The sequence below is a fragment of the Clostridium mucosae genome (assembly GCF_024622765.1).
Classification (GTDB): domain Bacteria; phylum Bacillota; class Clostridia; order Clostridiales; family Clostridiaceae; genus Clostridium.
On the sequence record NZ_JANKAF010000003.1, the window covers coordinates 54,575 to 76,079 of the forward strand.

At 28.2% G+C, this 21,505-nt stretch carries 22 protein-coding genes and 3 pseudogenes; 15 read left to right on the top strand and 10 right to left on the bottom strand.

All coding sequences use genetic code 11. The annotated features are described in order from the left end of the window. Window positions 1–6: 6 nt before the first annotated feature. The 3 genes from NSA50_RS05215 to NSA50_RS05225 are packed head-to-tail and all read left to right on the top strand — an operon-like array spanning window position 7 to window position 2,171. Window positions 7–615 carry a copper homeostasis protein CutC gene (locus NSA50_RS05215; protein ID WP_257443496.1) on the top strand — a complete coding sequence of 203 codons (609 nt, stop codon included), beginning with the start codon at window positions 7–9 and terminating at the stop codon, window positions 613–615. A 30-nt stretch (window positions 616–645) separates the two neighbouring features. Continuing rightward, complete coding sequence (locus tag NSA50_RS05220; protein ID WP_195266145.1) at window positions 646–1,833, top strand: NAD(P)-dependent malic enzyme; 1,188 nt, start codon at window positions 646–648, stop codon at window positions 1,831–1,833. Window positions 1,834–1,856: 23 nt separating this feature from the next. Continuing rightward, window positions 1,857–2,171, top strand: coding sequence for a PTS lactose/cellobiose transporter subunit IIA (locus NSA50_RS05225; RefSeq protein ID WP_195266143.1), 315 nt, complete (start codon window positions 1,857–1,859; stop codon window positions 2,169–2,171). A gap of 213 nt (window positions 2,172–2,384) precedes the next feature. Here NSA50_RS05225 and NSA50_RS05230 read toward each other — a convergent pair whose 3' ends face one another. The 4 genes and pseudogenes from NSA50_RS05230 to NSA50_RS05245 form a co-directional block, all read right to left on the bottom strand. Then, window positions 2,385–4,433 (bottom strand): SdrD B-like domain-containing protein, encoded by a 2,049-nt coding sequence (locus tag NSA50_RS05230; RefSeq protein WP_257443500.1) that lies wholly within the window; start codon window positions 4,431–4,433, stop codon window positions 2,385–2,387. An 82-nt stretch (window positions 4,434–4,515) separates the two neighbouring features. Further along, window positions 4,516–5,022: a hypothetical protein gene (locus NSA50_RS05235; protein ID WP_257443502.1), complete on the bottom strand. Its 507-nt coding sequence runs from the start codon at window positions 5,020–5,022 to the stop codon at window positions 4,516–4,518. Window positions 5,023–5,040: 18 nt separating this feature from the next. Continuing rightward, the gene (locus tag NSA50_RS05240; protein ID WP_257443504.1) at window positions 5,041–5,898 is read right to left on the bottom strand and encodes a hypothetical protein; all 858 of its coding nucleotides are present in this window, start codon (window positions 5,896–5,898) and stop codon (window positions 5,041–5,043) included. Between the two features lie 462 nt (window positions 5,899–6,360). After that, a pseudogene (locus NSA50_RS05245) lies at window positions 6,361–7,101 on the bottom strand (NAD-dependent protein deacylase). 99 nt (window positions 7,102–7,200) lie between these two features. On the opposite strand from NSA50_RS05245, the gene NSA50_RS05250 reads away from it, so the two are divergent. Next, window positions 7,201–7,740: a zinc metalloprotease gene (locus NSA50_RS05250; protein WP_257443506.1), complete on the top strand. Its 540-nt coding sequence runs from the start codon at window positions 7,201–7,203 to the stop codon at window positions 7,738–7,740. 157 nt (window positions 7,741–7,897) lie between these two features. Beyond that, window positions 7,898–8,689: an Rpn family recombination-promoting nuclease/putative transposase gene (locus NSA50_RS05255; RefSeq protein ID WP_257443508.1), complete on the top strand. Its 792-nt coding sequence runs from the start codon at window positions 7,898–7,900 to the stop codon at window positions 8,687–8,689. 69 nt (window positions 8,690–8,758) lie between these two features. On the opposite strand, the pseudogene NSA50_RS19915 reads toward NSA50_RS05255, so the two are convergent. After that, window positions 8,759–8,848: pseudogene (locus NSA50_RS19915) on the bottom strand (NAD-dependent protein deacylase); the annotation flags it as partial. A 174-nt stretch (window positions 8,849–9,022) separates the two neighbouring features. Between NSA50_RS19915 and NSA50_RS05260 the strand changes: the two are divergent. From NSA50_RS05260 to NSA50_RS05290, 8 genes are all read left to right on the top strand, one after another. Then, on the top strand, window positions 9,023–9,793 hold the full coding sequence (locus tag NSA50_RS05260) for a sugar phosphate isomerase/epimerase family protein (protein ID WP_257443511.1): 771 nt from the start codon (window positions 9,023–9,025) through the stop codon (window positions 9,791–9,793). A 20-nt stretch (window positions 9,794–9,813) separates the two neighbouring features. Next, window positions 9,814–10,095: a hypothetical protein gene (locus NSA50_RS19720; RefSeq protein WP_306813904.1), complete on the top strand. Its 282-nt coding sequence runs from the start codon at window positions 9,814–9,816 to the stop codon at window positions 10,093–10,095. Continuing rightward, window positions 10,035–10,337, top strand: a complete 303-nt coding sequence (locus tag NSA50_RS19725; protein ID WP_308463891.1) for a GyrI-like domain-containing protein — start codon at window positions 10,035–10,037, stop codon at window positions 10,335–10,337. Before NSA50_RS19720 ends, NSA50_RS19725 begins: the two co-directional genes overlap by 61 nt. 252 nt (window positions 10,338–10,589) lie before the next feature. Then, window positions 10,590–11,357, top strand: coding sequence for a GNAT family N-acetyltransferase (locus tag NSA50_RS05270; protein WP_257443514.1), 768 nt, complete (start codon window positions 10,590–10,592; stop codon window positions 11,355–11,357). A gap of 151 nt (window positions 11,358–11,508) precedes the next feature. After that, complete coding sequence (locus NSA50_RS05275; RefSeq protein WP_257443516.1) at window positions 11,509–12,369, top strand: AraC family transcriptional regulator; 861 nt, start codon at window positions 11,509–11,511, stop codon at window positions 12,367–12,369. A 216-nt stretch (window positions 12,370–12,585) separates the two neighbouring features. Further along, window positions 12,586–12,774, top strand: a complete 189-nt coding sequence (locus tag NSA50_RS05280; RefSeq protein WP_257443518.1) for a hypothetical protein — start codon at window positions 12,586–12,588, stop codon at window positions 12,772–12,774. A 33-nt stretch (window positions 12,775–12,807) separates the two neighbouring features. Beyond that, entirely contained in the window at window positions 12,808–13,344 is a 537-nt protein-coding gene (locus NSA50_RS05285) for a DNA topology modulation protein (protein WP_257443520.1), read from the top strand. 196 nt (window positions 13,345–13,540) lie between these two features. Then, window positions 13,541–13,948: a hypothetical protein gene (locus NSA50_RS05290; protein ID WP_257443522.1), complete on the top strand. Its 408-nt coding sequence runs from the start codon at window positions 13,541–13,543 to the stop codon at window positions 13,946–13,948. A gap of 182 nt (window positions 13,949–14,130) precedes the next feature. Here NSA50_RS05290 and NSA50_RS05295 read toward each other — a convergent pair. The 5 genes and pseudogenes from NSA50_RS05295 to NSA50_RS05315 form a co-directional block, all read right to left on the bottom strand. Then, window positions 14,131–14,508 (bottom strand): annotated as a pseudogene (locus NSA50_RS05295) (transposase); the annotation flags it as partial. Window positions 14,509–14,617: 109 nt separating this feature from the next. After that, complete coding sequence (locus tag NSA50_RS05300) at window positions 14,618–15,049, bottom strand: gamma-glutamylcyclotransferase family protein (RefSeq protein ID WP_257443525.1); 432 nt, start codon at window positions 15,047–15,049, stop codon at window positions 14,618–14,620. After that, a complete protein-coding gene (gene pcp, locus NSA50_RS05305; protein WP_257443527.1) occupies window positions 15,049–15,690 on the bottom strand; it encodes a pyroglutamyl-peptidase I in 642 nt (213 codons plus the stop codon). Before pcp ends, NSA50_RS05300 begins: the two co-directional genes overlap by 1 nt. 22 nt (window positions 15,691–15,712) lie before the next feature. Beyond that, complete coding sequence (locus NSA50_RS05310) at window positions 15,713–16,642, bottom strand: DUF979 domain-containing protein (RefSeq protein ID WP_195429977.1); 930 nt, start codon at window positions 16,640–16,642, stop codon at window positions 15,713–15,715. Between the two features lie 9 nt (window positions 16,643–16,651). Next, entirely contained in the window at window positions 16,652–17,317 is a 666-nt protein-coding gene (locus NSA50_RS05315; protein ID WP_257443530.1) for a DUF969 domain-containing protein, read from the bottom strand. A gap of 1,218 nt (window positions 17,318–18,535) precedes the next feature. On the opposite strand from NSA50_RS05315, the gene NSA50_RS05320 reads away from it, so the two are divergent. Continuing rightward, window positions 18,536–20,233: a PTS transporter subunit EIIC gene (locus tag NSA50_RS05320; protein ID WP_195266108.1), complete on the top strand. Its 1,698-nt coding sequence runs from the start codon at window positions 18,536–18,538 to the stop codon at window positions 20,231–20,233. Between the two features lie 306 nt (window positions 20,234–20,539). Further along, complete coding sequence (locus NSA50_RS05325; protein WP_257443532.1) at window positions 20,540–21,493, top strand: metallophosphoesterase family protein; 954 nt, start codon at window positions 20,540–20,542, stop codon at window positions 21,491–21,493. Window positions 21,494–21,505: the final 12 nt, after the last annotated feature.

Below are 21,505 nucleotides of genomic sequence, written 5' to 3' on the forward strand. Positions count from 1 at the left end.
AAATTTATGAATATATATGAAGCTTGTGTTGGAAATTACAATGATGCTGTTAGAGCTGAAGCTTTAGGAGCTAATAGAATAGAGCTTTGTGATAACCTTTTAGAAGACGGAACTACACCTAGTTTTGGAACAATTAAAAAGGCTGTAGAAAATTTAAATATTCCAGTAATGGTTATTATAAGACCAAGAGGTGGAAACTTCGAGTACTCTGAAGATGAAGCTGATATCATGATACAAGATATTAAAGTATGTAAAGATTTAGGTGCATACGGTGTAGTAATAGGAGCCTTAAAAGGAAATACAATAGACCTAGACTTAACTAAAAAAATGGTAGAAGAGGCTAAGCCAATGAAAGTAACATTCCATATGGCCTTTGATAGTATTGATGATAAAAAATCTGCAATTGATGACTTAGTAAAGCTTGGAGTAGATAGAATATTAACTAAGGGTGGATGTGAAAATGCTTTAGCTAGTAAAGATAAGCTTAAAGAGTTAGTTGACTATGCTAAAGATAGAATAATAATTATGCCTGGAAAGGGTGTTAATAAAGATAATAGAGATTATATCTTAGAATATACTGGAGCTAAAGAAATTCATGGGACTAAAGTTGTTTAGTGTTAGCTAAAAGAAAGAAGGGGGATATATTTGAATATATATGAGGAATCTTTAAAGTATCATAAACAAGCAAAAGGTAAGTTTGAAATAACTTCAAGGGTATCTATAGAAAATGAAAAAGATTTAAGCTTAGCATATACTCCTGGTGTTGCAGAACCTTGTAGAGAAATACATAAAGATCCAGAAGCTGCATATGTGTACACAAGAAAGTGGAATACAGTAGCTGTTGTATCTGATGGTACTGCAGTTTTAGGCTTAGGAGATATTGGACCTTTAGCAGCATTACCAGTAATGGAAGGGAAAAGTATATTATTTAAAAACTTTGCTGATGTAGATGCTTTTCCATTAGTATTAGATACAAAGGATACAGATGAAATAGTTGAAACAATAGTTAGAATAGCACCTACTTTAGGTGGAGTAAATCTTGAAGATATATCAGCACCAAGATGCTTTGAAATAGAAAAAAGGCTAAAAGAGAAGTTAGATATACCAGTATTTCATGATGATCAGCATGGTACAGCAATAGTTGTTTTAGCAGCTTTAATAAATTCATTAAAAATAGTAAATAAAAAATTAGAGGATTTAAAAGTTGTTGTTAATGGAGATGGGTCAGCAGGTAGTGCTATTACTAGATTATTATTATCATCAGGAATAAGAAATTTGATAGTTTGTGGCAAAGATGGAGCAATATATAGAGGCATGAACTATCATAATGAATCAATAAAAGAATTAGCGGATAAGACTAATCCTAATAATGAAAAAGGGAAGTTAAGTGAAGTTATTAATGGAGCAGATTTATTTATTGGCGTATCAGTTGGAAATGTTTTAACTAAGGACATGGTATCAAAAATGAATAAAGATTCTATAGTATTTGCTATGGCAAATCCTATTCCAGAGATTTTCCCAGAAGAGGCAAAAGAAGCTGGAGCAAGAATAGTTGGGACAGGAAGATCAGATTATTCAAATCAAATAAATAATGTATTAGCTTTCCCAGGAATATTTAGGGGAGCACTAGATGTTAGGGCAAAAGAAATAAATGAAGAGATGAAAATTGCAGCTGCTTATGCTATAGCAAATTTTGTTTCAATAGAAGAGTTAAGTGAAGAAAAAATTCTTCCAAAGGCATTTGAAAAAGGTATTGGGGCAGCAGTAGCAGAGGCTGTAAAAAAATCAGCAGTAGAAACTAAAGTAGCAAAAGTATTAAAAGTGCAAAAATAGATAAATAGTGGAGGATGGAATAAATGGATAATTTAGAATTAGTATCATTTCAATTAATTAGTAATGTAGGAGAAGCAAGATCAGCTTTATTTGAAGCTATGAGAGCTGCAAGAGAAGAATGCTTTGAAGAAGCAGATAAATTAGTAATGGATGCTGAAGATTCATTAATAAAAGCACATGAATCACATAGTTCTCTAATCATGCAAGAAGCATCAGGAGATAAAGTGCAAATATCATTACTTTTAATGCATGCAGAAGATCAATTAATGACAACAGAACTTTTAAAAGGAATGGCAAAGGAAGTTATTTTAACTCATAAAAAGTATTCAAACAAATAATAATTGAATATGAAGTTAAGTTTTTATAAAATCTCATTATTAATGAAAAGCATATGATTAAGAAATTACACTAAATTTAAATAATTTAATTAAGGAGACTATAGTAAGTAAACCAGGAAATAATTTGACTTACTATAGTCTCTTATATTATTAAAGAGAATATCTTACTAAGAACTGATATTATATTTTTGAATTTGAAGTAGGAAATCTAATTTATTTAACCTTTGTAATAATTGTAATAATAGCTGTACCATTTAATGGATTCAAGGTACCTATGTTTATTCCTTTTGTTAATTCATTTTCAGAAAAATATATAGGCTCTTCTTCACCATTAATATAACTGCCAGATTGAAATTCAAGTTTATCGGATATAACATCTTTAAATATAACATTGTCTGCAGAGGTATTACTATTATTGGTTAGTGTGATAGTATAGGTTAATAAGTCACCAGGAAAAACGGATTCTTTATCGGCAGACTTCTTAAAATTAATATAAGGGACAACTGCTGTTGTTAAAAAATAGTCCTCAACTTCTCCGTCAATGGCAGGGGTGTAAGTAGTTAATGATCTTGGATCTTCATCATCCCCTTGTATATTTTTCGGAAGAGATAATTCTTCAGTAGTTAAGCGTAAGCGTATATATGTGTTGTCATAGATAGTAGAATATCCAGTAGGCCTTGAAAATTCAACAGAAACTATTTGTGGAGTTGAACTGCTAGGTACGTCATATACAGAGGCTTCACTTAGGCTAAATATACCATCAGTATTAAAATCTAGCCAAGCGTATAATTTGGCTGGGTAAAGAGTGTTATTATAGCATTTTACATCTATTGCATATTTAGTTGAAGAGTTATTTATATATGGTAGAGGATAAGATATACCATCATTATCAATAACTGTTGCTCCAATAATGGCATCTGGTTCAGAGTACACAATATTTCCGATGTAAATATCTTTAGAGATAGCATGCTTTGGACCATTACTGGACTCATAGGATTTATAGGAAGCTGTATTTAATTCAGATGTCTCTGGAGCATTTCCATAATCATATGAACATTCTGCTTCGGAACAATTTGCACCATCTCCATTTGTTGGAATAGGAGTTATTGTTGATATTAGAACTAGAGTTTTGATATCTGTATCATTAAGATTTACTTCATATACTTTTCCTGTGCCAGAAGATAAATAAATAAAGCCTGTATCATAACCATATATTTTTGCCATTGTTCTAGAGTCTTGAGAAGAATAATCTGTTATTGCAGTAATATCTGTTTCTAATAAATTACCAGTTAGTGTATTATTTGCTAGGTCTACATCGATTTCTATAATTTTATCAATATCTGCATAAGAATTTAAATCTTTATCAACATAAGAATATAACTTTTTAGTTGTATTATTAAATACCCAATCTGCTATTGTATAACTTCCATTAGTATAAGAAGATGAACCAAAATTGAGCATTTTCATTGAATTTATATACAAATAATTTAGACTTGTTGGATTTAGATTAATTGTATAAAAGTACCTAGATGAGATGCTAGGAGCGTTAATAAATGCGATATAATATATTCCATTATTATCAAATGACCCAATACTCATACTTACTGGTGCCCATGAGTTATTAGTAGTACTGTTTATAATTGTATTAATTTTACTTATATTATAATCACCATCTATTCTATATAATCCTGTAGCAGGCATAGTAGCAGAAGGTGAAGTCATTGAATAGAGTATATTTTCTTTAATATTATAGCCTAAAGCATTCAATCTTTCAGGGTACTTTGCAACTGCTTGATTTTTACCATTATGAATATCTAATTCAATAAGTTCAGAATAAGTAGTATTATTAGGGTTAGTTACTAGAAATCCCTTGCAATGACATCTGACTTTTTTATATATGCTATGGCCAAAATATACAGTCATACTTGCATTATAATTAGCGGTAAAAATAAATTTTCTTGGGGTAGTAGAAGTAGTTGAATACCAAATGTCATTAGTTAATTTAGGTTGCTGAGCTATGAAAGAATTAAAATAATCTTCAGAGTAATTACCACTTATATTTTCACATGTCTCATAAATTGTATATTTGTTTCCATATTCTAAGTTGCTAAATGTAGTATATCCAGTTTCATTAGTTTGTTGAGATATGCAAGTTCCATCGCTAGATTTAAGTGTTACATATATACCTGATAATCCAATATCTGTGGATTCGAATGTACCAGATTTATTTACATCATTAAAAACATAAACTATTAAATTCATTGTTACACCATCCTATAAATGCAAATAATTTATATAATTTTTACTATGATACTTTAGAAAGTAATTTAAAATTTATATATCTTTAAGTAAAAATAGCTGAATGAATTGTTCTTTTGATATAATTGCCGCAAGGATCAAAGCAATGAAAATCTACTTCGATGAAAGAGATTACTTTAGGAGGTATAAAGCTTTGTTTCATCAAAGTTATAAATGAAAATCTTAAACTAGAATTAGGATTTATATAAGGTATAAAACAAGTTAATTCATTTGAAATAAGGGTTTTCTTTTTATCAATACAAAAGCTATTATATAAATACTTAGAATTACGAGGTATAAATATTTTTATTTTTACATCATATAAAGGGAAATTATTATTATTAAAAAGTTTATAGATGTTACAATATTGACAGCAACAGCATATGTTTTGGAGGCAGCATTTGTAACAACTATCAAGATTAATATTTAAGGGATAAACTATTGTTTTAACATCATTAGTAGGAATATTGTATTCTTTATATGAAGATGTTTTTTTATTATAAATTTTATAATTTATATAAGCTTGATTAGTTAATATAGATTTTTCTTTCAAAATACTACCTCCTTTAAATTAAATTGTGCAATTATGACTTCCGGTTATTGTTGCAGTTAACTTCTTTCCAGGTTTAATACTAAGGTTAGTAGTCAATGTTCCTGACTCATCTTTTTCTGAAATAGTTAATGTATGGGTATTAGAGTCATATTCAGCATTATATTGATCTGTGGTAAGTTGTGTACCATCATTTATAATAACTATCTTAGATAAATCAGGAGTAAAGTTATCAGGTAAATTATCAACAATGCTTACATCAGTCGCAACTTGATCACCGGTATTTTCAAATTCTAGATTATAAGAATAAGTTTGTCCACACAAAATTGAATCAGGGCCTGTTTTGGTTGCTGTCACAGTAGTCTCAGTATAATATAAAGTTATATCAACTGGATTAGATTCTGTACCTGCTTGGCTTGGATCTTCTGCATAATTTACTAGAGCTTTATTAGATAAAAGAGTCCCAATTGGAATATCATTATTAAAAATTAATGCATAATGAAGTTCAAGTGTTGATTCAGCTACCAAAGATGGAACTGTTATTTTAATTTCGTTGATTCCAGTTGCTTCATTTGGATAAGTTGAATTTTCAGTATCATAAGTAAAAGATTGATCTACATATGATACATCATCTAGCGTTACTTTATCTTGAATAACTAGATTGGTAAAATCAGTTGAGCTATGATTTACTAATAAAATGTCATATATAACTGTACGATCTTTTCCTACGGTTCCTGTATCTTTAATTACTCCATCTTGCACAGTATATGCTTTTTTAGTTACGGCTAATAATGGTTCTACATAAGTTGTAACAGGATAACTGCTTGAAGTAGTATTATTATAATTAATTGTGGCCTGATTTGTAATAATATTTGCCATAGATAAGCTCCCTTCTAAGTGTGTTTTTAAGCTAAATATAATTTAGTATATTCATTGTAAGAAAAAAGAGTTACTTTAGGTTAAAAAATGACATATTATATCAAATGATAGTATTTAAATTGTGAAGTTGTAGGGAAATAACTTTTATACTCACCTAAGATGATTCAGTAAAATATAAATTTATATAAAAAGTATAAAAAATAAATATTAATCTTATGTTGCTTTTGCAGGTTAAAAATTTCTAAAAAAATTCATCTTTATGTATATTTATATATTAGATAAAAATTTATATTTGAACTAAAAAAATTCCTATAAGCAAGGAAAATCAATGCTTTAAAAGGGGCTCGCGAAACGCGAGCCCCTTTAGAATAATAAGAAATTAACTGTTCTAGGGCAATAAATCTTACTTAAAATTGAATAAATAAAATTCTAAACAAAATATATTTCTACGATAGAATTATTTTAAAATATATTATTAATAACTTTATTCAATACCTCACCAATAGAATCATTAATAACTAAATTAGCTTTTCTGTCAGCAGAAGTAGAGGTTTTATTAATTAAAACAAGATTTTTACCTCTAAAGTAATCTATAAGTCAAGCAGCAGGATAAACAACAAGAGAAGTTCCACCTATGATTAAAGTATCTGCTTCAGAAATTGCTTTAATCGAACCTCTAATTACATTATCATCTAAGCCTTCTTCATATAAAACCACATCAGGTTTAACTCTTCCACCACATTTAGTACAAATAGGCACACCTGTAGATTCTAATATAAATTTTTCATCATAAAATGCATTACAACTACTACAGTAATTTCTTAAAACAGATCCATGCAATTCAAAAACATTCTTGCTTCCAGCAGCTTGATGAAGGCCATCTATATTTTGAGTTATAACTGCTTTTAATTTCCCCATTTCTTCAAGCTTAGCTAATGCAATATGAGCTTTATTAGGTTTAGCTTCAGGATAAATTAGCTTTGCTTTATAAAAGTTAAAAAACTCTTCAGGATATCTGATATAAAAGCTATGAGAAACTAATTGCTCAGGAGTAAAAGTTATATTAAGCTTTTCATTAAAAAGACCGTTAGAACTTCTGAAATCTGGGATTCCTGATTCAGTGCTCACCCCAGCTCCTCCAAAGAAAACTATATTATTACTTTCCTTAAGTATTTGAGATAGTTTATCTATTTTATTTTCCATTAAATCATCTCCACATATTTTTTATTTATTATATCATAATAAGGCAATCATAAAATGCTTAATCCATATATTGTAAGAGAATGTTATGTTTGATATACTGTGAATGATATAGATATTAATAAATTAGAATTTATTGGGGGGATTAAAATAGATTTAGCGTTTATAATATCCTTATTTATAGGAGTATTTTTATCTTACTTTATTCTTTATTTTCATGAATTTGGTCATGCTATTTTTGCTATTATTTTTACAAAACAAAAAGTTAAAATTAGACTTGGGGGGATTTTTGACAAGAAACCACTAAAAATAGGAAGACTTTTAATTTATATAAATGGCTTTTATCCATCATATGGAGTAATATATTGGAATGCAAAATCATTATCTAAATATAAAAATGCACTTATTTCTCTAGGTGGCCCTCTTTTCTCTCTTTTACTATCTTTAATGATATGGTATTTTCTTGAGTATAATACTTACCAATATATTAATCAAAATATGGTTAAGTTTTTATTTGTATATTCGGTATGGCAGTTTTTTATAACAATAATACCAATAAAATATCCTAAGTTTTTGGGAGCATATGCAGGATTTAATAGCGATGGACTAAATGTGATTAAATATTTAGTTAATAAATCATGAGTTATATAAATTTCAATTTTGCGACGGTATTATGTTAAGATATTAAATTAAAAGAAATAAGTAGTATAATAAGTTGAATTGATAAATAATGAATAATTATATATAATAAAGGTAAGAAATTAAACAAAAGATAAAATAAAAATAAAGGAAAAATTAAATGATAAAAACATTAAAAGAATTAAATTTAGAAGATGATTACTTATTTGCGAAAGTAATGAGTGATAAAGAAATTTGTAAAGAATTTTTAGAAAAGCTTCTTGATATAGAAATTGAAAGAATAGAAATGCCAGAAAATCAAAAGACTATAGATTTACTTTTAGAAAGTAAAGGAATAAGATTAGATATATATGTAAAAGATGAAAATGATACTATATATAATGTAGAAATGCAACGTGGAAAGCATAGGAACCTTCCTAAAAGATTAAGATATTATCAAGGTAATATTGATTTAGATTTAATAGGTAAAGGTGACGATTATAGAAAGCTTTCAAAAAGTTATATCATTTTTATTTGTACTTTTGATTTATTTAATAAAGGAAGACATAGATACACCTTTGAAACAGTATGTAAAGAAGATAATAGTATTAAATTAGAAGATGATACTAATAAAATAATACTAAATACACGAGGTATAATTAAAGATTTAAGTGAGGAGCTTATTGAGTTTTTAGATTATGTAGAGCACTCTGACGATAATGTAGCAGAAAAAGCTAAAGGAACTCTCGTTAAAAAAATACACAAAAAAGTGATAGAAGTAAAGAGTGATATTAGTATGGAGGTGGAATTCATGACTCTTTTAGAAAGAGATAGAGAAAAGATTGAAGAAGGTAAATTAGAAGAAAAGTTAGAGATAGCAAGAAATTTACTTGATGTTCTAGATGATGAAACTATAGCAAGAAAAACAGGGTTAAGTATAGAAGAAGTAAAAAAATTAAGAGAGAAAATTTAATAGTTCATTTATCAAAAGTGTCTAGATGTTAGGCACTTTTTATTTAGGGAAAATAAGGACTTTGTTCCTAGAATAAGTGATCGCCCCAGCTCCTCCAAAGAAAACTATATTATTACTTTCCTTAAGTATTTGAGATAGTTTATCTATTTTATTTTCCATTAAATCATCTCCAATGTTATTTAGATTAATTATAACATACTAGAATTAAATCAAAAACGCAAATTCCATTTATTGCAAGATTAAGGTGAGGATGATAAGATAAAAATAAAAAAGTATACAGTGTATTTATAAACAATGTATATTGAGATTTTGAGTTAGTGGGGGATAATAGTGATGATAAGTATATATGATTGGTTTGGATATGAAGTTCCAATTGAGGATAGATACAAACTAATAAAAGCAGCAGGTTTTGATGGCGTGTTACTATGGTGGAGTAATGGATTTGGACGTGGAGCTGATTATCGAGATGGTGTGCAGTATGCTAGAAATGCAGGATTGATTATAGAAAATATTCATACGCCTGTGCAAGAACAAAATAAGCTTTCACTTGATAATTTGGATGGAGAAGGGCTAATTAAGTGTTATTTACAATGCATTAAAGATTGTGCAGAATTTGATATACCAACTATGGTAGTACACTTGCCTGACGATAAATATCCAATTAATGAATTAGGAATGGAAAGAATTAAAAGAATAGTGGAAAAGGCAGAGAAACTTAACATTAATGTTGCTATGGAAAACTTGAGGAATATTGATAACGTGACTCGTGTACTAGATTCTATTGATTCCAATAAAATAGGATTCTGTTATGATAGTTGCCATCATGAAAATTATTATAGTGAAAGAGATTTGTTAGGTAAATATGGAAAACGTTTAATGGCAATGCATCTTCATGATAATGGAGGAGTTAGAGGTCAACATCAGCTACCGTTTGATGGGAATATAAATTGGGAGAGAGTTATGGGGGAAATAGAAGGAAGTGGTTATAAGGGCGCAACTACTTTAGAGCCTATGAATTGGGGATATGAGGATCTATCAATGCAAGAGTTTCTTAGTAATGCATATAAAAAAGCAAAGAAATTAGAAGAAAAGAGAATTGGATAAAAACAATTTTAAAAGTTGCTTTGATTTCCATTTTAAAGTATGTTACATTGATTGTAGACCGGTCATATTTTAGAGAGGTAAGTGATTTTATGGAAATGAAGTTTGAAATTTTACCATCTTATAGTATTGCGTATATAAGGCAAGTTGGGCCTTATGGAGAAGATAATATGCAAGTAATGGAGGAAATAAAAACTTTTGCTAGAAATGAAAATTTACTTGATGACGAGGCCATAGTTCTTGGATTACACAGGACAACCCTGAAGAAACTAAATCGGAAAAGTGCAGATATAATACATGTTTAGAAATTTTAGATGATATTAAAATAAATGATGAGCATATAAAAATGGGAAAAACAAGTGGGGGCAAATATGCTGTTTGTACTATAGATCATAAAGTAGAAGCAGTCCAAAGAGCATGGAATGAAATATTTTCTGTATTGTTTAATCGAGGTTATCAAATAGATATTTCAAGACCTATAATTGAAAGATATGCTTATAAAATGCTGAAGAATCATAAATGTGAAATTTGTGTTCCTATAAATTAAAGTTAAAATATAGAATATTAAAAAGTGCCTGATAGAAGGCACTTTTTCTTTTAATAATTAGCAAATGGTATTTTAAGGAAGAACATATTTTAGGGATATTCCTTTTATTGTAAGTTAAGGTTCATTATGTTATAATTCAGATAATTTTAAATTAGTATGGATATGTAATGAAGAATAATATGCTTCATTAATAAAGAATTACTATAAAGAACAAGTATCTATATAATCAATATTTTGAAGGAGAAAACAAAAATGACAAATAAAGAGTTATTAGCTATAGCAATGCAACAGTCAGCTATAGATGAAAATTGTGAACCAGAGGATTTTTGTAAAAGTGAAAATAAAGTTGTTATATCATCTGTAAATGAAGATGCTAGAAAATATTTGGATTTACCTTTTTATTGTAATTTAGTTTCTTATGGAAATAATATTGTGGCATCAGTAGATTCGGAAATTGCTGAAATTGTAGAAAGCTATATTAATAGATTTCCTATTGAACATTGTTTTGAAACTCCTAATATGTATGTCCTTAATGATGAACTATATAAAAGAGGAATGCAAATATGTTTTATGGCAGAATATTTTTTACCTGATATGAATGAAATTAAGAATGTAAAATGTGATTATGAAATGAAGATTTTAAATCAAAATGATTTTCAAAACTTATATACAGCAGAGTGGAGCAATGCTTTATGCAAAAAGCATAAGCACTTAGATATTCTAGGAGTAGGAGCTTATGATGGAGATAAGTTAGTTGGGTTAGCAGGATGTTCTGCTGATTGCGATACAATGTGGCAAATTGGTATAGATGTATTACCTGATTATCGTAGGAAAGGAATTGCATCTGCGTTGACTAGTAAATTGGCGCTAGAAGTAATCAAAAGAGATAAAGTTCCTTTCTATTGTGCAGCTTGGTCTAATATTAAATCTGTTAGGAATGCAATGAAGAGTGGTTTTAGACCAGCATGGGTTGAAATGACTGCAAAAAGTATTAGTTTTGTTGCTGAAATGAATAAATAGATGAGCCAATTATGATATCACAGATTATGAGAGAAATTTTTAGTTGATATAGTATTCTATATGAAAAATATTAGGTGGACAAAATCGAGCAAGCATAACTAGGAATTATAAATTTCAATACCTTACAATGAAAATAAGAGGTGAGAAAAAGATGGATTGTATTCAAAGTATTCAAAAAGCTATTGATTATATGGAAAGTCATATTTTAGAAGATATTAATTATGAAGACGTAGCAAGACATGTTTATATGTCAAACTATCATTTTCATAGGTTATTTAGCATGATTACAGGTATAACAGCTAACGAATATTTAAGAAAGCGTAAATTATCTATGGCTGGACAAGAAATTTCAATGTCAGATGCTAAAGTTTTAGATATTTCATTAAAGTATGGGTATGATTCACCTGAGAGTTTTTCAAAAGCATTTATGAGATTTCATGGGGTTACACCTAATATAGCAAGACGTTCTGGAATGGAATTAAAATCTTTTAATCGCCTTGTAATAAAAATTTCATTGGAAGGTGGAACAGTAATGGATTATAAGATTGTAAAAAAAGAAAGTTTTAAACTATTAGCAAAAGTAAAAGAATTTAAAGTTGAGTCAATTTCAGAAGATGATAACGAAGATATACCTAATTTCTGGAATGAATGTTCTAATAATGGAGTGTTTGATGTATTAAAGAGTAATACATCAAAGCATGATATTTATGGTGTATGTAAGCCTATATCTAAAGAAAGTGAATATTTTGGTTATGGAATTGCTATGAAATATGATGGTGGTAATATTCCAGAAGGATTTGCAGTATGGAGTGTAGAACCGACATTGTGGGGAGTTTTTAAATGTATAGGTGAAAATGGAGAATGTATAGGTGAAACGTGGAATAGAATATTTAATGAATTTTTGCCAAGTTCAGAATATACCATGTTAGATGATATTGATTTTGAATTTTACAAAGAAGAGAATAATACAAATTGTTTTTGTGAAATATGGATACCTGTTGAGAAGAAGTAAATAAAGTGGAGCTGGCGCATACTAACTATTTTATATTAAATGTATTTTTGCGACAGCTCCATTCAATTTTTATAGTTAAATCAGTTTTTGCTATATTATAAAAGTGCTAACAACACAAAATTATATGGATAAAAATGTATAGTTGCGTGATATAATTATATAAATATATTATAGAAAAATAATATATTAGTGTATAAAAGGATGGTGGGGAATTATATGAAAAATAAAGAAAAGACATTATTATGTTTAACATGCTTTCTAGGAGGAGTTGTAGCTGGTTATTTAATTGCACCAATTAAGAAGGGAATTTATTTTGGAAATAACTGTGGCAATCATGTTAGAAGTGTTGAGGAATTAAAAGAAGTAATGGATAACAGCATAGAAGAAAATGAGAATACAAAATAAATATATTATAATATACGCAGGAGATAAATAGATATGGATAAAGTTATAATTATTGGATGTGGGGGAAGTGGTAAATCTACATTAGCTAGAAACTTATCTAAGAAAATTAATTTACCAGTTGTTCATCTTGATAAGATATTTTGGAAAGAAGGATGGGTAAATATATCAAGGGAAGAGTTTAATACGTTACTTAAAGAAGAATTAAAAAAAGATAAATGGATAATAGAGGGCAACTATGATAGAACAATAAAGGAAAGATTAAGAATGTGTGACACTGTAATCTATTTAGATTATTCAAGAATAACTTGTCTATTTGGTGTTATTAAAAGAGTTTTATCTAGTTACGGTAAAGTTCGTCCAGATATGGCAGATGGGTGCCCTGAAAGATTTGATTTAGAATTTTTAAAGTGGATATGGAATTTTAATAAGGAACATAGAGATAAGTTTTACAATATTCTTCAAGAAGAAAAAGACAAGCAGATATACATATTTAAAAATAGAAAAGAATGCAACGAGTTTTTAAAGGATTTACAATTAAAAAGTGGAAGAATGAAGAATTTAAATAATTAAAACGCACCCTTTAAGGGTTATGTATAACAGGAGCAGTTATCGCTGGTGAGGCAACAGGAAATGGAATTATGTTGGAATTAAGAACTACCCCTGTTGGATGGGGAGTTCTAGGGGAAACTGTTATTGGTGGTGGATTAGGATATTTAACAGTAATTTAATGTTTAACAACATTAGTAATTTGGAAGGGTTTTAAATTATGAATTCTATATTGATTTTTTCAGGGATATGGATTGCTATATTGCCAAAAATGAATTGGTATTCGGTTGAGATTAAAAAGTTAAATATCGCATATTATTTCATTGGCGTTTATACATTAATATTAGGTATTTTATCAAATATGATAGATGTGAACATCAAAGATGGTTTATTTATAATTCTATTGAGTGCTGTTATAGTACTCGAAATTTGTACAATTATATTGAGAGTTAAAGGAGAAAAAAATACGATAGATATACTTGCAATAGTTACAAGCATTATTTTATTAATATTAGCTACATCATTGGCGTTAATAGAAATAAAAGAGTTACAATGGGCAATTGCAATAATAATCGGTGCTTTGTTGTTGCTTTCAGTTTCATTTAAGAAACTTGATAAGAATAATTGAGAATATCTAAAAATTTGTGTAAATAATAAATTTAATTTACTAATATAACTGGAAGTTTTATTTCCAGTTATATTTTTATCTTTTTATTTAAATAATAATACTAAGTTTTTATATACTTTTAGTTTCAGTCAAAAACGGTTTAATTTTAATTAAGGCTTGAAAAAGTACAAGCTTTAAATTATTTAATTATTATTTAATCTATATCCAAACATTATTATAAATTGAGACAAGATTAACCCCCAATTAGAAATTGGCGACGTCCATTTTTGCATAATAACTTCAGTAACCAAATATAATGATTTTCTTAAAGAATCGTCCGTTGAAAATACGGTTTTTGTTTTTGTAAATTTTCTTATCTGCCTATTTATTACTTCTAAATTATTTGTAGTATAAATCATCTTTCGTATTTGTTTATTAAAAGCAAAGAATGTTGATAATTTATCCAAATTTATATACCAAGAATCAATTACACTTGAGTACTTGTCATTCCATTTTTCTTTTAATATATCGAGCTACGCTAGGGCGATTTCTTCAGTTGGTGCTTTATATACTTTTTTTAGAAAGATATAATATATAGTAATAAAAAGTGCTGATTATTAATGCGTATGTCGACTTGAAACAAATACGACAAATACAGTAGTATAATAAACAGCACTTTTTATTTATAGATTATTGAGTACTTAGCATGTATTCCTTCCAATCACCATTTTCAATATAAATAGCTTCATCTTGGAATTTTGTATCTATATCCTTATTATAGAAATAAGAGTAACAATCTTCAAAGCTTTCATCATCAGTTAATTTAACTTTTACAACTTTTCTTGAGTATTCATTATTTGGATTTCCTTCACCTAAGAAGCCTTCCATCTCATCCATAGGTTTAAGTGTTGAATCATAATTTATAAGCTCAACAACTTCACCTACTATAGTGCTTTTTCCAGGTAATACGGCAGGATATCCCTTGTAAGGCATATGATATAATTCAAAGCCGCTTATTTCAGCAGGTCTTATAGAATTTATCTTTCCTTTTAAATAAAGATCATAGTTAAAAAAGCCTTCTCTTAAACTACCATATACGAAGATATTTAGTTTTTTACTCATTAGCAAATAGCTCCGCCTACAGTTTTTATATCTGATGAATTTTCTATGATAGCTTTGATACTAAATTCTAATCCTTTAGATATATCTTCAATAGACATGGATGGCATATTAGGCTTTGTAGTTACTTGAGCTGGAATATAAGGAACGTGTATAAATCCACCTCTTATATTTGGATACTTTTTATCAATTAAATATAATATCCCATACATAACATGATTGCATACAAAAGTTCCAGCTGTATTAGATACAGAAGCTGGTATCCCATTGTCCACCATTTCTTTAACCATTGACTTTATAGGAAGGTTTGAGAAGTAAGCAGCTTCACCGTCTTCAAAAATAGATATATCAATTGGCTGATTATCTTCATTATCTTTTATTCTTGCATCATCTATATTAATTGCAACTCTTTCAGGAGTAACTCCAAATCTTCCACCAGCTTGTCCAACGGATATAACAACATCAGGATTATGTTTTATTATATTTTCTTCAATTGTTTCTAGAGATTTTCTAAATACAGTTGGAATTTCTAATTTTATTATTTCATTATCTAAAATGGTATCAGGTAATTTTTTTACAGCTTCTAATGCTGGATTTATATTTTCTCCACCAAATGGGTCAAACCCTGTAATTAATATTTTCATTTAAAAAGCCTCCTTTTAAAAGTTAAAATGCTAAGAAGTACATAAGTGGTATATGAATTGCAAGTAATACAATTGCAAATACAGCTTGAGCTTTTATAACAGCATTCTTATCTTTAGTTTCTAATAAAGCTACTGGCAAAACATTAAAGTTTGCAGCCATAGGTGTTAGTAATGTGCCGCAGAAACCAGCAGTCATAGCTAATGTTGATGCAATTATAGGATTTCCACCTTGAGCAAATACAAAAGGTACTCCTATACCAACTGTTATAACTGAAAATGCTGCATAGGCATTTCCCATAATTGCTGTAAATATAGCCATTCCTATACAATAAGCACTTATTCCAAGGAGTATGTTTCCTTCAGGAATAACACTTGAAATCATATTTGATATAATATCGCCAACACCAGCAGCAGTAAATAAGGTTCCAAGAGCAGCTAGAAGTTGAGGTAATATTGCAGTAGCACCTACAGATTGAAATGTTCTGTTACTATCTTCAACAAATTCATTAGGTTTAGCCTTTGTTATTATGAATGTTGAGATTAAAGCAACCATTGCAGCAATACCAATAGCAGTTACCCCTGAAATTGGTGTAAATTGGGCAATAACTAAAGCAACTAAGGCTATAATCAATGATGGAATAAATATTTTTATTCCTATTTCATTTGCTTTTAAGTTTGCAAAAGTTGTATCTAATTGCTTGATTGTTCCAATGTTTATTTGATTAAATGCAGCTAATATACCTATAACAACAATAAGTAATCCAGTTATAATTGAAGGAAGTGCTTCACCTAATATAAATATAACTCCAAGTATTCCCCAAAAAAGAGCAGTACCGTACTTAGTTTTATGATTTTTATCTTTTAATGTAAACATCATAGTAAGTAGGAAGAATAAGCCTACTATGATATAGAATATTTCCAATAATGTATTTGAAAAAGTATTAATATCCATAAAGTTTACCTACCTATTTTTATATTTTTTAGCAAGTTTTTTGTCTAGATAATAGTTTTGAATAACTCCTAAAATGAAAGCTATTATAGCAATTGGAATTGAGGCTTTAGCAATTTGTAACGTGTCAACATTATATCCTAAAGTTTCTAGAGTACCAGCTATAAGTAGAACACCTGAGTTTGCTAAAAATACATTTTGTCCAAAGAAGTTACCATAGTTATCAGCTGCAGCAGCGTGAGCTTTTATTAAGTCTTCATCTTCTTCATCTAATTCGCCATATTTTGAAATTGCAGCTCCTTGAGCCATTGGATTAATTAGAGGTCTTACAAACTGAGGATGTCCACCAAGTTTAACAGCCATTGCAATAGATATTTCTCTAATAAATAAATATCCAGATATAATTTTCCCAGTAGATAAGCCCTTTACATTTTTTATAAGCATTGTTGCTTTTTCTTTTAATCCATATCTTTCACATATTCCTATAATAGGAAGAGTCAGTAAAAATAAAGACATTTCTCTTTTTTGAACAAAGGTTTGTCCTAAAGTGGTAAGGATTTCTGAAAAGCTCATACCAGAAACTAATCCAGTTATTAATCCAGATACAATTACAACAGCAATAGTATTAAATTTTAATGCAAGTCCTATAATTATTATTAATATTCCTATTAAAGCCATGTTTATCGAATCCTTTCGAAATTTGTAATCAATTATTTTTTTAATAATTATACAATCAAATTCGTATAAAATCCATAGAAAAATTTGATAATTAATATTTAATAATGATATAAAATTAATAAATATACAGTAAAAATTATGAATGTTAACAAAATGTTAATAAATTCATTTTGAAATTTGTATAAGTAAAATAGGGATTAATACTAAGGTATTGATAGGATTACTAAGAGAGATGACTGCAGTTAAAATTCTAAAGAAGTAGTAATATTTAAGAATTTGTAAAATATTATTGAATTTTAATAATAAGGATGATTTTATTATTTATTTTACATATAAAAGTAGAATAAAAAAATAGTATGAATAGATTTTTGAAATCTACATACTATCTTGTGTATTTATAAAATTTTATTATAAGCTAGTACAATAAATTAAGAAAAATAGAAAAGATGTTAATAATAAAATAATTGACAAATCTATTCTTAAAGAACTTGCATTTTTAGTGTTATTTTCCAAAGTATCACCTCATTTAATTTATATCCAAGTTTATGAAGATTTAAACATATGGGAGAAAATTAATTTAATAATAAAGTATAAAACCATTTTAAACTTTTTTTAAAACATCATAACTAATAAGATAACATAAGAATTGGAATTATTGTGGGGGATGGAGCATATAGTATTAAGTAAGCATGCTGATATAATTAAAAATTATAAATCATAGAAAGAACAAGAAAATATAAGAATTTCACAGTTGGTAAATGATTACAAGGTGTAATTGTCTAAAAGAAAAAAATTTAATTTATAATAAGGTTAGTGTTTTATTTATAAATTATTTATAATAATAAAGTAACAAGGAGTTGGTTTTATGAATAGACAAACTAAAGATTTGAATCAATATAAGTTACTAAATAGTATAATTAACAAATTAATAGAAAAAAATAAAATGATAAAAAATTAAAAAAACATTTACATTTAAATTTAAATATGATATTATAATTACATAATTAAATACGTAGTGTGTTACTGGTTATGCAGGCAAGGACTAGGAATATTATAGATATAGCTATATCTATAAGGTTTTGGTCCTTTTTTTATTTTTTTTTATACTATTTTTAAAATTATTCATAACTAAATAAATATATGGCAATAATAAGTTGGAAGTAACACATACTACTGTAGTAATTTATTTTATTATATAAATTAAGGAGGAATTATAAGATGCTACAACAATTACAAAGAATCGGTAAAGCTATCATGCTTCCAATAGCAGCTTTACCAATTGCAGGGATTTTACTAGGCGTTGGTGGTGCTTTATTAGGTATATCAGGATTATCTAATCCACCAGCAGTATATCAACCATTAATAGCATTTGTTAATATTCCTGTAGTTACAGCAATATTAACAATAATGAAAAACGTAGGGGATATTATATTTGGAAACCTACCTTTACTATTTGCAGTAGGTGTTGCGGTTGGACTTGCTAAAAAAGATAAGGGAACTGCAGGATTAGCTTCAATATTTGGTTTCATAGTTATGAACCAAGTTATATCTTCAATGTTAGCATTAGGATTAACTCAATTAGGAGTAGTTACTCCAGATGCAGTTGGTGAATATGGTACTTATGTTACTACTAACTTAGGTATATTTACATTAAATATGTCAGTGTTTGGTGGTATCATCACAGGTATAGTTACAGCAATATTACACAATAAATATCATACAATACAATTACCACAAGTTATTGGATTCTTCTCAGGATCAAGATTTGTACCAATAGTAACTTCTTTAGCTATGGCAATAGTTGGTGCTTTATTAGCATTTATTTGGCCAGTAGTTCAAAATGGTATAGGAGTGCTTTCAGAATTAGTTAGAAATGCAGGTGCTATCGGAACATTCTTCTATGGAGTTATTGAAAGAGCATTAATTCCATTTGGATTACACCACGTATTCTATACACCATTCTGGTATGGTTCATTCGTTGAAGGACAAATATTAGTAGATGGTGCATGGCAAACAGTTGCAGGAGCTAATACAGCTTACTTTGCTCAATTATCAAGCATGAGTAGCTTAGTTGGAGCTTCAACAGCAGATATGTCAACAGTAGTTGCAGGTACTACAAGATTTATGGCTGGTAAATTCCCATTCATGATGTTTGGTCTTCCAGCAGCAGCTTTAGCTATGTATAAGACAGCAGCTCCAAGCAAGAAAAAAGCTGTTGGTTCATTATTAGCATCAGCTGCAGTTACAGCATTACTTACTGGTATTACTGAACCAATCGAATTTACATTCTTATTCGTTGCACCAGTATTATATGGAGTTCACTGTGTATTAGCTGGTTTATCATTCATGTTAATGGATATACTTAATGTATTTATTGGTATGACATTCTCAGGTGGATTAATAGACTTTACATTATTCGGATTATTACCAGCAGGAGCAGGAGTTCCTACTCATTGGTTAAGATTAATCTTAGTTGGTATAGTTTATGCAGTAGTTTACTACTTCTTATTCTTATTCTTAATTAAGAAGTTTAACTTAAAGACTCCAGGTAGAGATGAAAGCGAAGAAGAAGTTAAGCTTTATTCAAAAGCTGATTATCAAGAAAAAGCAGGTATTCCTCAAGCTGATATAAATGAAAAGTCTGGCAACAAGAAAGCTGGAAAGAACAATGAAATAGTTGAAAAAGCTCCAGCAGTTTTAGCAGCTTTAGGTGGAGAAGAAAATATAGTTAGCGTTGATGCTTGTATAACTAGATTAAGAGTTGAAGTTAAAGATAAAGCTAACGTAAATAAAGATGAATTAAAAGCTTTAGGTGCAGCTGGTGTAGTTGAAGTTGGTAACGGAATTCAAGCTATATTTGGGGCTAAAGCAGATGCATACAAGAATGAAATTAAAAACATCTTAGATATAGATTAATATTTAGTGTATATAGTTTTTAATTAAAATATAAAATCGTTAATTCTTATAAATAGAATTAACGATTTTTTTATTTATAGAAAAAAATTAACATAGTAAATTTAAATAAATACGTAATCTTTTAAAAAATATATTTAATTTAGGTATTAGACATTTTAGGAAATAAATGTTAAATTAAATATGCAAATGTTATGTTTATTTAGAGTTTGAAATTTTAAATTGTACATATGAATATTATAAAGTTTTTAGAAAAAAATAGATTTAATTAGTATTTTAGACTTAACTTTAAAGTAAGAGGTGATTAAAATGAAAAGATTTAAATTAATTATTATTACAATCACAGTAATTCTTTTAGGAGCAATATATGCCATATATATTAATGAGTCTAAATTTAAGTTTGATGCTGCAACAGTAACATCGTCATCTAATGCGGACCTCTCTTTTGCTGTTTTAGGAGATGTTCATGAAAATATTAATCACCTTCAAGAAGCTATTAATGACTTATACACTATAAATCCTAAGATGGATGCATTGGTATTAAATGGTGATGCTGTTGATCAGGGCTTAGATGAACAATATAATTCAATGCAAAACACTTTAAATAAAAATAAGGATTTGTTACCAGAAATAATTATAAAAAATATAGGGAACCATGAATTTTTTGATTATAATATTGAAACAAATTCTAATGAGCAGGTTCAAAGCTTTATAAATAAATATTTGAAATTCTCAGGAGAAGAAAAAGTATATCATGATAAATGGGTGAATGTATATCATTTTATATCATTAGGGTCTGAAGATGGCAATTCTGAAACTATAAATTCAGTAACGGCCTCTATATCTGATGAACAATTAGAATGGTTTAAGGAAAAGTTAGCTGAGAATTATAAAAAAGGAAAACCGATATTTGTATTTCTTCACCAACACTTAGATTATGGAGAAAATTCATGGATTGGAACTAATAAAAGTGAAGAAATTAAACAGATATTATCTCAATATCCGGAAGTGATAATGTTTGCCTCTCATACTCATAGCAATTTAAATGAAAATAGTTTAGTTTTAAATAAACCTTTTACTATAGTAAATACAGGTGCAGTCCATTACACCATTATACCAGATTCAAATGAAGAAAAAGGCTACAAAAGAGAAACTGATTATATTAAAGGCGTTTATGTTGAGGTAAATGGTAATAATGTTACTGTTAAAGGAAGAGATATAAAGGAAAAACAATGGATATTTAGCACAGAAATATCAAATTAATATATTTACATA